The organism is Aeromonas sp. OTU364 (assembly GCF_038440395.1).
GTDB lineage: Bacteria > Pseudomonadota > Gammaproteobacteria > Enterobacterales > Aeromonadaceae > Aeromonas.
The window spans coordinates 592,473-607,349 of record NZ_JASATR010000001.1; the positions used below are offsets into that span (position 1 = coordinate 592,473).

Below are 14,877 nucleotides of genomic sequence, written 5' to 3' on the forward strand. Positions count from 1 at the left end.
TCAGGCACGCCATTTCAAGATGGTCCAGCGCCAGGCGTGGCGCAGCACCAGGGGTGTCAACGCGAGTGCGCTCAGCCAGTGGGCCCAGCTGGCAAGGTTGCCGAGGCTATCCCCCGGGGTGCCGTGCAGTATCAGCAGTAATCCGCTTGCCAGACAGACCAGCAGCAAGGCTTCGATGATGCGACCCGTGGTGCGCAAGAAAGGTCTGCGGCTCTTGTTCAGCAGGCTGCGATGGGAGAGCCAGAAGGCGCCAAACAGCAGGGGAAACAGGGAGAGCGAGAGCATCACATGGAGAAACAGGTTCCAGCGCGCCAGAGACCAGACCGGGGTCAGGGGCTCCCACAACAGCAGGCCGGAGAAGAACATCAGGTAGAGGGAGCCCTCGGCGGCCTGATGGTGATAGGCCAGCCATTGCCAGAGGTGTCGCGGTGAGAGGGAAAGGCTTGTCATAGGTGCTCCAGCACCCGGGCAGTTCAGCCCGGGGCGAGCAAGTTTACAATGGGGTAAGGGTAATGAAAAGAGTTATCAATTCGGCCGCTGATGAATAGATCCTGAATGAAATCAGGGCCGGGTCACTTGTGATCCGCCAGCCGCTCCGTGATGGCGTAGATGAGGGCGGCGGTGGAGAAGGCCAGGAAGACGATGACAGACCACTTCATCTCTGTCTCGTTGCCGGTGCCATCTTCCAGGAAGGCCTTGAGCACCTCGATCCCGGCTATGGTGACCAGGGAGTTGATGACGATGAGTTTGAGGGAGGCGAAGTTGATCTTGCTGAGCCAGTTGTCCCCCAGGGCCGCCCGCTGCTCCGGGGTCTTGATGAACTGCACATAACCGCAGATGGCCACCAGGATCAGCATCTGGGCCACCAGCACGAAGTCCACCAGGGTGAGCACCCCTGTGATGAGATCCAGATAGTCGATCTCGATGATGTCGCGGCACAGCACATAGAGCTGCATGGCGAACTTCACCATCAAGAGGGCAACGCAGATAAGGATGCAGACATAGAAGGGGAACATCATCAACCGGCTGCCGTTGAGCATGACGTTGAAGCGGCGCATGGGGACTCCATCGAGAGGGAAGCGAATGGCAGCCAGAATATCTGGAAAGAGGGGGGCGGGAAAGCGCCATGGCGCTTCCCCGCCCGTTCAGAGGGGGAAGGGGGGGAGATCTCGAAACAGCCGCTGCAACCCCTCGCCCCAGGCCTTGCGCAGGGCCAGGAAGTGGGGGTTCTGCTCTGTGATGCGGTGCAGGTTCTGCGCCGAGAAGCTCCCCTCGGGATAGACCAGGGCGTCCAGGGGCAAACCCACCGAGAGATTGCTGCGCAGGGTCGAGTCGATGGAGATGAGGGCGCACTGCAGGGCGGTCTGAAGCGGCGTCTCGTACTGGATGATGCGATCTATGATGGGCTTGCCGTACTTGCTCTCCCCTATCTGGAAGTAGGGGGTGTCGGCGCTCGCCTCGATGAAGTTGCCCTCCGGATAGATGTGGAACAGGCGGTGGCGCTCCCCCCGGATCTGCCCCCCCAGCAGTATGTTGCAGCCGAAGTTGACATGCCCCTGCTGCTGGCCCCCATCCCGGCTGATGACGGTGCGTATGGTCTGGCCGATGAGGGCCGCGACCTCGTAGAGGCTTGGGAGGCTGAGCAGACCCGCCCCCTCCGTCAGCAGGCTGATGACACTCTGGGTGGTGGCCAGATTGCCGGCGCTTTGCAGCACTATCACCCTGTCCTCCTGGGTGAAGAGGTGCAGCTTGCGGAAGGTGGCGATGTGGTCCACCCCCGCATTGGTGCGAGAGTCTGAGGCGAAGACGATGCCATCTTGCAGGCACATGGCGACGCAATAGGTCATGGCCGCCCTCCCGCCAGCGCTTTTCGGGCCCTCATTGCTGCTGCCCATCCAGGCGGGTGACTCGCGCCTGGCTCTGTAACTGCTCGCAGCCGCCGCCGTAGCGCACCCCGCGCACCGGGCAGGCATCCAGATAATCCATGCCGACCGCGAGCTTGAGGTGCTCGCTGGCGGAGCAGGTGAGGTTGGTGACATCGAAGGTGTGCCAGCGCGCCTCGATCCACACCTCGGCCCAGGCGTGCATCGCCACGTGGCTGCTGTCCTGGCTGTAGAGGTAACCGCTCACGTACCTGGCCGGCAGACCAGCATGGCGACAGCAGGCCAGGAACACATGGGTGTGGTCCTGACAGACGCCACTGCCCGAGGCGAGGGCCTCGTCGGCGCTGAAGGTGGCGTCCGTGCTGCCGGGCTGATAGGGCATCAGCACCAGGATGCGTGCCATCAGCCCCTGCAGATCGGCCAGGGTGGGCTCCTCTGGCAGACAGGCCTTCGCGAGATCCCGCAGGGCCGGGGTCGGACTGGTGAGGGCGGTGGGCCTCAGGTAGCTCAGGGGGGAGATGAGGGAGTGCTCCTCATCGTCCTGAGCGTCGTCGCAGATCTCCACCTCGCCACGGGCGCGGATGAGGATCCCCTCGTGGGGGGACTCCAGGCTCAGCACGTGCAATATGTTGCCGTAACCGTCCGTGGTGCAGGTGGCCTCCCCGGGCAACTCCAGCAGCCAGGAGAGGATCTGCTGGCGGGCCGTGCTGTGGGGAGTTAGGCGCAGGTACTGGGTGCTGCGGCGCACCATGTCGGCATAGTGGTAGCGGGTCTGGTGATCGATGATGAGTCTCATAATACCTCCAGGTAGGCGGCGTGGATGCTCTGGCCGATGGCGCCGATGTCGCTGAGAAAGTCCCTCAGGTACGCCTGCATGCCGAGGGCGAACACATCCTCGATGGCGCCATAGGTCAGATGGGCGTTGAGTATGGTGGTGAGGCGCCGGGGCGCCTGGCCGGCGTTCCCCTCGATCTGGGCCAGGATGTGCTCCATCTCGTCGAGGCAGGCGCGCAGGGAGCGCGGCACTTCGTTGCGCAGGATCAGCAGCTCGGCGATGGAGGCGTGGGAGAGGGTCTTGTAGAGGGTCTGGTGCGCCTCGTAGGCCCCCACCGAGCGCAGCAGGGCGTTCCAGCGGTAGAACTCGCGCACGCTGTCCTCGTCCTCCCGGATCACCTGATACTTCACGGTCAGGATGCGCGCCGTGTTGTCGGCCCGCTCGATGAAGGTGCCAAGGCGTAGGAACCAGAGCACGTCTCCGCGCATCATGGTGCCATAGGTGGCGCCGCGGAACTGGTGGGATCGCTCCTTGATCCAGTCGAAGAACTCCTGGGCCTGGCCGCTGGAGAGCCCCGCCTTGCGGCGCCTGCGGATCTCTATCCAGGCGGCGTTGATGCTCTCCCACACCTCTCCCGGGATCTTGCCGCGCACCCCGTGGGCGTTGTCCCTGGCCATGCGCAGGCAGCTGAAGATGCTGCTCGGGTTCTCCTCGTCGAAGCAGAAAAATTGCAGCAGGTTCTCCATGTTCACCTGGCCGTAGCGGGCCAGGAAGGGCTCGTGGGTGCCGCTGATGGTGAGGGGCGCCACCAGCTCGCTGTGATCGGCGTCGATGGAGGGCATCAGCGACATGGTCTGGGTGACGTCCAGCATGCGGGCCGTGTTCTCCGCCCGTTCCAGGTGGCGGGACATCCAGTAGAGTTCGCTTGCGGTGCGGCTCAGCATGGGTTGCCCTCCATGACCCAGGTGTCCTTGGTGCCGCCGCCCTGGGAGGAGTTGACCACCAGGGAGCCTTCGGTGAGGGCGACCCGGGTCAGGCCGCCCGGCACCAGGCGCAGCTCCTGTCCGGTGAGGACGAAGGGGCGCAGGTCGATGTGACGGGGGGCGATGCCCGCCTCGACGAAGGTGGGGCAGGTGGAGAGGGAGAGCGTCGGCTGGGCGATGTAGTTGTCCGGCCGAGCCTTGAGCAGCTCGCGAAAACGGGCCAGCTCCTCGCGGCTGGCGCAGGGGCCGATCAGCATGCCGTAGCCGCCGGCGCCATGGACCTCCTTGACCACCAGCTCCTCCAGGTGCGCCAGCACATAGGCCAGGGCCTCGGGTTCCCGGCACTGCCAGGTGGGGACGTTGTTGAGGATGGGCTCCTCTCCCAGGTAGAAGCGGATCATCTCCGGCACATAGGGATAGATGGACTTGTCATCGGCCACCCCGGTGCCGATGGCATTGGCCAGCACCACGCCGCCAGCGCGATAGACAGAGAGCAGGCCGGGCACACCGATGAGGGAGTCCGGGTTGAAGGCCAGGGGATCCAGGTAGTCGTCGTCGATACGGCGATAGATGACATCCACCCTTTTCAGCCCAGTAGTGGTGCGCATCAGCACCTGACCATCCTTGACCACCAGATCCGCGCTCTCCACCAGCTCCACCCCCATCTGCTGGGCGAGGAAGCTGTGCTCGAAGTAGGCGCTGTTGAAGCGGCCCGGGGTCATCACCACCACGCAGGGGTTGTCCACCGGGCTGCTCTCGCGCAGGGTCTGCAGCAAGAGCGCCGGGTAGCGCTCCACCGGCGCGATGGGCTGGTTGTGAAACAGCTCAGGGAAGAGGCGCATCATCATCTTGCGGTTCTCCAGCATGTAGGAGACCCCGGAGGGGGTGCGCAGGTTGTCCTCCAGCACGTAGTAGTCGCCGTCGCTGTTGCGGATGATGTCGACCCCTGTGATGTGGACATAGGTATTGCGGTGCAGGTCAACCCCCTGCATACAGGGCTGGTACTGGGCGTTGGTGAGGATCTGGGCGGCCGGGATCACCCCCGCCTTCAGGATGCGCTGATCGTGATAGATGTCGTGCAGGAAGGCGTTGAGGGCGGTGACGCGCTGGCGGATCCCCTTGTCCAGATGCTGCCACTCCCGGGCGGGGATGATGCGGGGAATGCTGTCGAACGGGATGAGACGCTCGGCGCCGTCCCCGTCCCCATAGACGTTGAAGGTGATGCCGACCCGGTGAAACAGCAGATCGGCCTCCTCACGCTTGCGTTCTATGCTCTTCTCGTCGGTCTGGTGCAGCCACGCCAGGTAGGCGTGGTAGTGATCGCGAAACTGGTTGTCGGCGAACAACATCTCGTCGTAGCAACCGGGTCCGGGCGGCTTGATGGGTAGCATAGGCAACTCCTTGTGACGTCCCTGAGGTCAGGAATTGCAAGGGCTGTGCCAGTCAACTGAGTCGCTACGAAGGCCGATGCCAGTAATTTTATACTGATAAATCAAATGGATGAGTGCATTGTCATCAAGGGAGAAAGGACGCTGCACCAGACTGGTACCCCAGAGAGGGTATGCCTGCGCCATCTTGTGGCAGTGCCCCCAGGCGCAATGAGAGGAAACGGGCAGGGAAGGGAGGCCACGCTGCTTCGTCTTGCCCCGTGCTGGGGCAGTAGAAACGAAAAAGCCCAGCCAAAAGGCTGGGCTTTAGAAGATGGCTCCCTCGACAGGACTTGAACCTGTGACATACGGATTAACAGTCCGCCGTTCTACCGACTGAACTACGAGGGAATTGGCTCCTCCTACTGGACTTGAACCAGTGACATACGGATTAACAGTCCGCCGTTCTACCGACTGAACTAAGGAGGAATTGCCTGTCTCGTCGAGACGGAGCGGATATTAATGATCCCCCGGACGGGTGTCAACCCGCCATGCCACGGAAAAAGGGCTTTTCGGCCCGTTTGCCCAAAACTTGGGCGCTGTGGACTATTTTCAGCACAATCAGCAGCTTGAGATGCCCTGCCTGCGGCCACGGTGGAGCTGGCCGTGAAGGCGCCCCCCGGTCTGGATGGGGCGCGGCAATGGATAAACCGATCATGGAGGGGGGTGATGCCTATCGGCGATAAGCCCCTTGTCGATGGGCTTGCCTCTGAGGTGATGGGGGGGAGGCGGGGAAGAGGCAGGCTCGCGATGAGCAGAGAGCGGAAGGGATGGCTGGGAAAATCGGCGATATGCGAGCTATCGATGACAATAATGCGGGGTAATGGCCATTTCTTGATCCTGCCCATCGAATTATCGGGCCGGCTCGGGTATGGTTGCTCTGGATACCATCGCCGCGTCGACAGCTCTGCCGGCCCTTGATGATGATCGGGTGCCGGTTCACTCCGGCCTTTGTCTCCCTCTTCTGGTATTACCCTAGACATGCACAATCAAGCTTCCTTACAAGGCGTGAAGCTGGCTATCGCATTGCGCCAATCCTGCATCGATGAACCCTATAGCGTGGCGCGCTTCGGCCGCGACCTCATCGCCGGCATCACGGTCGGCATCATCGCCATTCCGCTCGCCATGGCGCTGGCCATCGCCAGCGGGGTGCCGCCCCAGCACGGCCTCTACACCGCCATCATCGCCGGCATCGTCATCGCCGTGACGGGGGGCTCGCGCTTCTCGATTTCTGGCCCCACTGCCGCCTTCGTGGTGATCCTCTATCCGGTGGCCCAGCAATTCGGGGTGGGGGGCCTCTTGATGGCGACCCTCATCTCCGGCTTCTTCCTGGTGGCCATGGGGATGGCGCGCCTCGGCCGCCTCATCGAATACATTCCGCCCTCGGTGACGCTTGGCTTTACGGGCGGTATCGCCATCGTGATCGCTACCTTGCAGATCAAGGACTTCTTCGGCCTGCACGTCCCCGAGATGCCGGAAACCTATGTCGGCAAGGTGCAGGCGCTGGCCCATGCCCTGCCCAGCTGGCAGTGGGGTGATACCCTGGTGGGGGTGGCCACCCTGGCTGTGCTGTTGCTCTGGCCCAGATTGCGGCTGCCGGTGCCGGGTCATCTGCCGGCCGTGCTGGTGGGTGTCGGTCTGGCTTTCGGTCTGCACCAGTTCGGGGTGGACGTGGCCACCATAGGCAGCAAGTTCAGCTATACCCTGGCCGATGGCACTCAGGGCATGGGGATACCTCCCATAGCCCCGACCCTGGTGATGCCCTGGGCCCTGCCCGGGCCGGACGGGGCGCCGGTGGAGTGGAACCTCGCCGCCATCGAGCGCTTGCTGCCCGCCGCCTTCTCCATGGCCATGCTGGGAGCCATCGAATCCCTGCTCTGCGCCGTGGTGCTGGATGGCATGACGGGGCGCAAGCACAGCTCCAACGGCGAGCTGGTGGGGCAGGGGCTTGGCAACATACTCGCCCCCTTCTTCGGCGGCATCACGGCGACGGCCGCCATCGCCCGCTCCGCCGCCAACGTGCGGGCGGGGGCCACCTCGCCCATCTCAGGCATAGTCCATGCGCTGGTGGTGCTGGCGGCCATTCTGGTGCTGGCCCCCTGGCTCTCCTGGCTGCCGCTCTCCGCCATGGCCGCCCTGCTGCTGCTGGTGGCCTGGAACATGAGCGAGGCCCACAAGGTGATGGATCTGGTGCGCCGGGCGCCCCGCTCCGACGTGCTGGTGCTGCTGGTCTGCCTGTCGCTGACCGTCATCTTCGACATGGTCATCGCCATCACCTTCGGGGTGATCCTGGCGTCCCTGCTGTTCATGCGCGAGATTGCCAAGATGACCAAGCTGCACAATCTGGCGGAGCATGGGCGCTATGCCAGCGAGGTGCCGGCGCAGACCCTGCTCTACAAGATCAACGGTCCCCTGTTCTTTGCGGCGGCGGAGCGGGTCTTCGACGAGTTGCTGGCCCAGGTGGGGGAACACAAGGCGCTGATCCTGCAGATGGAGGCCGTCTCCATCCTGGATGCCGGCGGGCTCTCAGCCTTCCAGCAATTTGCCAGGCGCATGGCCAAGTCGGGCGTCCAGCTGAAAGTGGCCGAGCTGCAGTTCCAGCCCCTCAAGACCCTGGCGCGCGCCAAGGTGCGTCCTGTCCCGGGTGAGCTGGAGTTCTACGGCTCGCTGGAGGAAGCCATCAGAGGGGAACACTTGCACGAAGCGGTTGAAAATTGATGTAAAGGGATAGGAAACGGCATCTTTTTGGTCAGTTGGTTCGCAAATTGAGCAAACGATGGCAAAAGATGAAAAATGAGATTGACCGGCATGCTCCTATCCCTTACATTACGCCCCGTTCCAGCGCAGCAGCGCAACGAACCGTGTTGGCTGAACACGTTAAACAGCAGACAGAACTTTGGTGCGGTGTCCGAGAGGCTGCCCACCGACGAAGTCGGCAAGATGCGCGCGCAGCGTGCTCCGAAAGCCACTTCAAGAAGTAAAAATTTGGTGAGGTGTCCGAGTGGCTGAAGGAGCACGCCTGGAAAGTGTGTATACGGCAACGTATCGAGGGTTCGAATCCCTCCCTCACCGCCAAATTGAAAGCCCGACCTTATGGTCGGGCTTTTTGCATTTCGGGTTATCACATTCCCTGATGCCCAGCGAGGGGCGGCTCGGTTCGAGCCCTGGTTCGACAAGGGGGCAGGACAGCCCGCCTGGATAGCCGCAGGCTGCCCGCAGGGCGAGCGCCAGGGATGGTGCGAGTCAATCCCGACCACCGCCTCATGCAAAGCCCGATCTCATGATTGGGCTTTTTTGTTGTTGGGGCCGTCATCTCCTCGGCTTCAGCACAGGATGGTTGTGTCTCCTTGTCGGAGACGGTAATTCGTCCAGCTCATGCCGCTTTTTTCTTCCCCACCCGCATCAGAAGATCACCCCCACCAGCCTGTCGAGCAGAGTCTCGAAGGAGAAGAGGGTGAGGAGCAGGGGCAGGAAGGGCACCACAGTCGCGAGCACCAGCTGCAGGAACATGTCCCGACTAAATGGCATGGGCCTTATCTCCTTGATGACGGCATAGGCATTGCCGAAATCTGCGAGGGACTGGATATCCGAGGCGCCGAGCAGGGATTCCCCGTCTCTGTCCGCCGTGCGCAGCCAGCGGTGTTCGAAGCTGCGGCTGTATTCGGCGGCGAGGGCGCCGTATTCCCGCAACCCCAGACGCTTGGCCGCCAGAATATGGGGGGCAAAGACCGTCAGGGGCGCCAGCACCAGCAGCAGGCCGAAGCCGGCGAGCAGGATGATCTCCGGCTTGTAGGCGGTGAGCACGGCGGCGTCAAAGAAGATCCGGTTGGCGATAAAGCCGGCCAGCTGGGCCCCCAGAGCAGTCAGCAACGGCGAGTAGGCGTAGGCCGACCCCCCGAGAAAGCCGAGGCCGCAGTTGCGATCGGGATGGGTCGGCATGAGGGAGAGGGGGATCCGGGAGACCTGCCAGAGGAAGCGGGTCCAGATCAGTAGCCGGTAGAGCCAGCGCAGGAGCAGGAACTGGATGATGGGGTTGCTCACCCAGAAGAACCAGAAACCGGGCAGGGTCAGGGTTGGGTTACCCCCTTCCATGGTGGCGTACCAGGTCGAGGACTCCAGGATGAAGGTGTGGGTCCGGATGAAGTACCCCATCGAGAAGACCAGCAGGATGAGCCCGACCTCCCCGGGGATCGAATTTCGCCAGATCATGGCGCTACGAATGGCGTCATGAAAGCGTGGCAGGGAGAGCGGCGAGATCAGCTCCCGTTCGATGAACTGGCTGACGATCCCCCGGATGCGCTGGTGGACGACGAGTTCGGCGAACACCAGCAAGGAGACGCAGATGAGAAAACGGACATGGGTCTCTATGTCCAGCAGAAAAGGCACCTCCACCCCTTGCAGCAGGCTGCCTTCCCACCCGCACAACAGCAACAGGGGCAGCCAGCAGATCCCGCTCAGGATGAGGATCCGTCGCCTGATGTGCGCCTCTATGTCACCAAGATGCGCCCGACTCCAGAGCTGATAGAGGGGGCCCCCCAGGATCAGGGAGAAGTTGCCCGGATCGGACAGGGGAGGGCTGAGGGGATCGGGCGGGGTGACAGGCCTGTGATGCGACATGATGGGACCACCTTGCTGTGCGACAAATGTGCCATCCGGCCGCCACAGGCTCCCCTTGCCACCAGGGTGGAGGGGGAGGGAGCTGCGGGCCGGGATCCGGGCTTGGTGTCATGAGTGCACCATGACGGATCCTCTGAGCTCAGCCTCTGTATTGGCTGAAAACCCCATATGTAACAGGATTTGCAGAGGAAAATGACTGCCGTGGCGGCGGGTTCCATCGCAATGCCTTTGAGCCAAGCCCCATGGCTATAGGTATAGCCTTTGCCAAGGACGGGTGATGTGATCGGCCCACGACAATTTAACCCTTGGAGTGCGCCCGCTTTCCCGTGATGGTCCTTGCCTCAGGGCCGTGCCGTGTCAGAGAAAGGGATGTGCTGCGATAACGGTATAAAGAGCCGTGTGTTCACCGCTGGTGGCAGTATCACATGCTGTTACGGGCAATATCTTGCCGTAATGGTGGGATTAAGTGCTGTTATTGCAATAAATGCCAGCGATAGACACTGGGTGCGCAAGGCATTGCGGCGCGTCGATGGAAGCTTGGATGAAAAATAATTTCAACCATTTGTTTTATAACAAAAAAATAGATTGGCATGGTCACTGCTAACGGTTTCGGTTGAGTGTCATTACCGTTCAACCAATCAGGAGCAAACTCATGCCAACTCCATGTTATATCAGCATCGAAGGTAAAACCCAGGGCAACATCACCGCCGGTGCCTTCACCTCCGACTCCGTCGGCAACATCTTCGTGCAGGGTCATGAAGACGAGATGCTGGTGCAAGAGTTCCAGCACGTCGTCACAGTCCCGACCGATCCGCAATCCGGTCAGCCTGCAGGCCAGCGTGTTCACAAGCCGTTCAAGTTCACCGTGGCCCTGAACAAGGCCGTGCCGCTGATGTACAACTCCCTGGCCTCCGGCGAGATGCTGCCGAAAGTGACCCTGAAGTGGTACCGCACCTCTGTTGAGGGCAAGCAGGAGCACTTCTTCTCCACCGTGCTGACCGACGCCACCATAGTCGACATCGACTGCCAGATGCCTCACTGCCAGGATCCGGCCAACGCCGACTTCACCCAGCTGATCCAGGTCTCCCTGGCCTACCGCAAGATCGACTGGGAACACACAGTGGCCGGTACCTCGGGTGCCGACGACTGGCGTGCCCCCATCGAGGCTTGATGCCATGAGGGAGCACTCGTTCGGGTGCTCCCCTTTCTGAATCAGACAAGGAGGCATCATGCCAAGAGAGTCGTTCTATCCCGATACCAATGAACCGCACATCCACCTGCACAGAGGGGGCGCCACCTTCACCGACATTGGCCACAGCCATAGAACCCTGGTGCGGGGCTCTTTGGTGTATCGCGGCACCCTGCAGGAGGTGATTGCCGAGCTGCAAAGACGCGGTGATGCCCGCAGCCTCCAGATGGCGCAATACATCCAGACCAATCTGGCGTGATCTCGAAGGCCGGAATGCCGGCCTGCTTGTGACTCCCACTCAATAACGCCCCGTCGGTTTTTCTTCTGCTCGTTTGCAGCTGTGAGCGAGCACAAGAAAAATCACGACTGAAGTTCCAACCGCGCGCCTTTGGGCGTGCGGTAGCCATGGCGGCGAAAAAGTGGCGGCCAGGGTGGATCTCTCACTCCCCTTGACGTCACCCGGCAGTATTGCAGGGCCGGGTTCACAGCAGAGGCGCGCCGATGGCAGACAGCACTGGATTACAATTTACCGTCAAGGTGGGGGCCCTGCCCGAGAGCACCTTCGTGGTGGCCGAGTTTGCGCTGGAAGAGGGGCTCAACCAGCCATTTCGTCTGCGCCTCGAGCTGGCAAGCCCCGAGCCCGACGTGGATTTCGGCGCCGTGCTGGACCAGCCCTGCGAGCTCTTGGTGTGGTACAACGGCGAGCTGCAGCGCCGGGTGTGCGGGGTGGTGAGTGACTTTGCTCAAGGGGACAGCGGCTTTCGCCGCACCCGTTATCAGCTGCTGGTGCAACCGGCCCTGTGGCGGCTGGGGCTTCGTCAGAACTCCCGCATCTTCCAGGCCCAGAAGCCCGACGAAATCCTCTCCATCCTCTTGCAAGAGCACGGCATCACAGACTACGCCTTTGCGCTCAAGAACGAGCACGCCAAGCGGGAATACTGTGTCCAGTATCGCGAAACCGACCTCGACTTCGTCAATCGGCTTGCCGCCGAAGAGGGGCTGTTCTACTTCCACGAGTTCGAGCAGAGCAAGCATCGTATTGTGTTTGCCGACGACGCGGCCGCCCTGACCGCCGGCCCCGAGCTTTTCTTCAATCTGGGCAACCGCTCGCTGGAACAAGGCCCCTATGTGCGTCAGTTCCACTACCGGGAGGCGGTGCGGCCTTCTGACGTAGAGCTGAAAGACTACAGCTTCAAGACCCCGGCCTATGGTCTCTCCCACCAGAAGGTGGGGGCGGAGCTTGCGCACCAGCGCGATACCTACCAGCACTTCGACTACCCGGGCCGCTACAAGCTGGACCCGAGCGGCAAGGCCTTTGCCCAGCATCGGCTGGATGCGCTGCGCAACGATGCGGTGACCGGCAGCGGCAAGTCCAACTGCGCGGCCCTGCTGCCGGGGCAGACCTTCGCCCTCACCGAGCACCCGAACGGGGCGCTCAATGCCGACTGGCAAGTGGTGCGCATCAGCCACACCGGCTCGCAGCCCCAGGCGCTGGAAGAGGAGGGGGGCAGCGGCCCGACCGTCTATCACAACGAATTCGGGGTGGTGAAAGCGAGCACTACCTGGCGAGCGCTGATGCCGGCCAGGCCCATGGTGGACGGTCCGCAAATCGCCATGGTGGTGGGCCCAGAGGGGGAGGAGATTTACTGCGACGAGCACGGCCGGGTGAAGTTGCAATTCCCCTGGGACCGCTATGGCAGTTCCAACGACCAGAGCTCCTGCTGGGTGCGAGTCAGTCAGGGCTGGGCCGGCGGTCAGTACGGCATGATGGCCATCCCGCGCATCGGCCACGAGGTTATCGTGAGTTTCCTCGAAGGGGACCCGGACCAGCCCATCGTTACCGGTCGCACCTTCCACGCCACCAACAGGCCCCCCTACGAGTTGCCAGCCAACAAGACCCGTACCGTGCTGCGCACCGAAACCCATCAGGGGGAGGGGTTCAACGAGCTGCGCTTCGAAGACCAGGCGGGCCAGGAAGAGATCTATATCCACGGTCAGAAAGACCTGAACCTGCTCATCGAGAATGATGCGGCCTGGCATATCAAGCACGACGAGCACCGGGACATCGACAATGAGCGGGTGACCCGCATCAAGACCAATGACCACCTGACGGTGGAGGGGGAGAAGCGGGACCAGATCAAGGGCGACTATTCGCTCAGCGTGGATGCGTCAATGCACCAGAAACTCGGTCAGAGCTGGCTCACCCAGGCCGGGCAGGAAGTGCATGTCAAAGCCGGTGCCAAGGTGGTGCTGGAAGCGGGATCTGAAATTACCGTCAAGGTCGGCGGCTGCTTTATCAAGGTCGATGGCGGCGGCGTCACCCTGGTGGGCCCCACCATCAAGATGAACTCAGGTGGCAGCCCAGGCTCGGGCTCTGGTTGGGCGGGCCAAATTCCCAAGAGTTTAACGGAAATGCTGGATGTCCCTCATAAACGCTGGATGAAGTTTTATCACCTCGACTCCGAGTTGATGCCGCTGGCGGGCACCCCCTACAAGGCCGTATTGAGCGATGGTTCGGTGCGGGAAGGAACCCTGGATGGTGAAGGCATGGCGCTGCTCGAAGAGGTGCCTGCCGGTACGGCATCTGTGACCTATGACCTGGAGGACAACTTTGTCGACCTGCCCCGTGAACCCATCTCGGCCCTCGCCGGCCATCTCGACAGTCTGAGCGACGAGGGCTGATATGTTCGGTAACGATCTGTTTGAGCGGCTTTATGACCACCTGGATAAGGCCGTTTCCGGCGGGGCTGCTTATGTCAGGCAAAGCGCCGAAGCTGTAAAGAAGGGGGTTGCCTCCAGTCTTCAATGGATCTGGGAAGCCCTTCAGGGGGATTTCAACCCCAACCAGAGCGCTGGGCAGATTGCCGCCAATGCGGTGCTGGGTCTTATTCCCGTGGTCGATCAGGTGCTGGATTGTCGCGACCTGATTGCCAATGCCCGAGATATTTCCCGTAACCCCAAGCAGCCGGAGAAATGGGTTTTCCTCAGCTTCACCCTGATAGGTCTGATCCCGTCGTTGGGCTCAGCCCTCAAGGGGGTGTTGAAGATCATCTTCCTGTTTGTCCGCAAGGCGGGCGGGGATGCCACCAAGGCGATCAGACCCGCAATGGCACCCGTGCTGACGTTTCTCAGCGATCCCAAGGTCAAAAAAGTGCTGGGTATCTCGCGCCTTGACAAGGTGCTGAAAGGATTTGCCAGCCAGATCAGGGGGCTGCGAGGGCAGGTTGCAGTCAGCGTGCTGCTGGGTTATCTGGATGATGCCGTCGGGTCACTGACCAGCCTGATCGGCAAGATAAAAGGGTTGGCACCCGCGTCGGTCAGGATCTGGCTTGAGCAATCCCAGCGTATGGTGCTGCAGATGCAGTCACAGGCCGATCGGATGTTGCCTGCGGCCATGGGGTCCGTACTCAAATCCCTCGACGAGATTGCCGCTGGATTGGAGAAAGAGGCGGTCAAGCACGCCCCTGGTTACAAGGCCGTGCCTGGTGGTACCGTTATCCACCCGCTGCCGGATGATGTCGCCAAAGTGGATCTCAAGATTCTGAGCCGTACCAAGAAAGGGATTTATGGCGAGATCATCAGCGATAACTGGATGGCAAATCACAAGTTCGAGAACCTGCTGCCAGAGCATCGCCGGGTACGTAGCCTGAACGACAAGCCCAGAGGGCGTGGCATCGATGGTATCTACAAGAACACCAATCCTCCGCCTCCCTATGTGGTGACCGAGACCAAGTTTCGGACGGCGGGGGGCGAGTATATCGACGGGGATGGCACCAAGAGTACCCAGTTGTTGTCGATGACCAAGGGGTCAGGCAAGCAGATGAGTAACAAGTGGATTGAAGATCGTTTGCCATCCGAGATAGCCGATAAAAAGGTACTCGCAGACATCAGAAAGCAAAGGTATGAATCTTGGCTAATGATCGTCGATGAATCTGGTAAAGTGATTCAGATAACCAAGTTGAATAAGAATGCCGATGCTATCGGTACTATTCCGGTCCAGTAG

Annotated in this window: 12 protein-coding genes and 3 tRNA genes; 6 read left to right on the plus strand and 9 right to left on the minus strand. The window is 61.5% G+C overall.

The features are described from left to right. The 8 genes from AAHB08_RS02720 to AAHB08_RS02755 form a co-directional block, all read right to left on the minus strand. Complete coding sequence (locus tag AAHB08_RS02720; protein ID WP_342058025.1) at positions 1 to 450, minus strand: hypothetical protein; 450 nt, start codon at positions 448 to 450, stop codon at positions 1 to 3. A 122-nt stretch (positions 451 to 572) separates the two neighbouring features. Beyond that, the gene (locus AAHB08_RS02725) at positions 573 to 1,058 is read right to left on the minus strand and encodes a YqhA family protein (protein WP_139436110.1); all 486 of its coding nucleotides are present in this window, start codon (positions 1,056 to 1,058) and stop codon (positions 573 to 575) included. A gap of 87 nt (positions 1,059 to 1,145) precedes the next feature. Further along, positions 1,146 to 1,847 (minus strand): peptidase, encoded by a 702-nt coding sequence (locus tag AAHB08_RS02730; protein ID WP_342058026.1) that lies wholly within the window; start codon positions 1,845 to 1,847, stop codon positions 1,146 to 1,148. A 31-nt stretch (positions 1,848 to 1,878) separates the two neighbouring features. Further along, positions 1,879 to 2,679, minus strand: coding sequence for a transglutaminase family protein (locus tag AAHB08_RS02735; RefSeq protein WP_342058027.1), 801 nt, complete (start codon positions 2,677 to 2,679; stop codon positions 1,879 to 1,881). Further along, positions 2,676 to 3,602 (minus strand): alpha-E domain-containing protein, encoded by a 927-nt coding sequence (locus AAHB08_RS02740; protein WP_247626688.1) that lies wholly within the window; start codon positions 3,600 to 3,602, stop codon positions 2,676 to 2,678. Before AAHB08_RS02740 ends, AAHB08_RS02735 begins: the two co-directional genes overlap by 4 nt. Next, positions 3,596 to 5,032 carry a circularly permuted type 2 ATP-grasp protein gene (locus AAHB08_RS02745; RefSeq protein WP_342058028.1) on the minus strand — a complete coding sequence of 479 codons (1,437 nt, stop codon included), beginning with the start codon at positions 5,030 to 5,032 and terminating at the stop codon, positions 3,596 to 3,598. Before AAHB08_RS02745 ends, AAHB08_RS02740 begins: the two co-directional genes overlap by 7 nt. A gap of 311 nt (positions 5,033 to 5,343) precedes the next feature. Beyond that, positions 5,344 to 5,419: transfer RNA gene (locus tag AAHB08_RS02750), tRNA-Asn, on the minus strand. Between the two features lie 2 nt (positions 5,420 to 5,421). Beyond that, positions 5,422 to 5,497: transfer RNA gene (locus tag AAHB08_RS02755), tRNA-Asn, on the minus strand. A gap of 552 nt (positions 5,498 to 6,049) precedes the next feature. Between AAHB08_RS02755 and dauA the strand changes: the two genes are divergently transcribed. Beyond that, positions 6,050 to 7,786 (plus strand): C4-dicarboxylic acid transporter DauA, encoded by a 1,737-nt coding sequence (gene dauA, locus AAHB08_RS02760; protein WP_342058029.1) that lies wholly within the window; start codon positions 6,050 to 6,052, stop codon positions 7,784 to 7,786. A gap of 269 nt (positions 7,787 to 8,055) precedes the next feature. Continuing rightward, a tRNA-Ser gene (locus tag AAHB08_RS02765) sits at positions 8,056 to 8,143 on the plus strand. Between the two features lie 327 nt (positions 8,144 to 8,470). Here AAHB08_RS02765 and AAHB08_RS02770 read toward each other — a convergent pair. Then, entirely contained in the window at positions 8,471 to 9,685 is a 1,215-nt protein-coding gene (locus AAHB08_RS02770; protein ID WP_342058030.1) for a hypothetical protein, read from the minus strand. 652 nt (positions 9,686 to 10,337) lie between these two features. Between AAHB08_RS02770 and hcp1 the strand changes: the two genes are divergently transcribed. The 4 genes from hcp1 (at position 10,338) to AAHB08_RS02790 (ending at position 14,877) form a co-directional block, all read left to right on the plus strand. Continuing rightward, on the plus strand, positions 10,338 to 10,856 hold the full coding sequence (gene hcp1, locus AAHB08_RS02775; RefSeq protein ID WP_025326621.1) for a type VI secretion system effector Hcp1: 519 nt from the start codon (positions 10,338 to 10,340) through the stop codon (positions 10,854 to 10,856). Positions 10,857 to 10,914: 58 nt separating this feature from the next. Continuing rightward, positions 10,915 to 11,133 carry a hypothetical protein gene (locus AAHB08_RS02780; RefSeq protein WP_139436145.1) on the plus strand — a complete coding sequence of 73 codons (219 nt, stop codon included), beginning with the start codon at positions 10,915 to 10,917 and terminating at the stop codon, positions 11,131 to 11,133. 242 nt (positions 11,134 to 11,375) lie between these two features. Beyond that, positions 11,376 to 13,556, plus strand: a complete 2,181-nt coding sequence (gene tssI, locus AAHB08_RS02785; RefSeq protein ID WP_342058031.1) for a type VI secretion system Vgr family protein — start codon at positions 11,376 to 11,378, stop codon at positions 13,554 to 13,556. A gap of 1 nt (position 13,557) precedes the next feature. Next, positions 13,558 to 14,877: a hypothetical protein gene (locus AAHB08_RS02790; protein WP_342058032.1), complete on the plus strand. Its 1,320-nt coding sequence runs from the start codon at positions 13,558 to 13,560 to the stop codon at positions 14,875 to 14,877.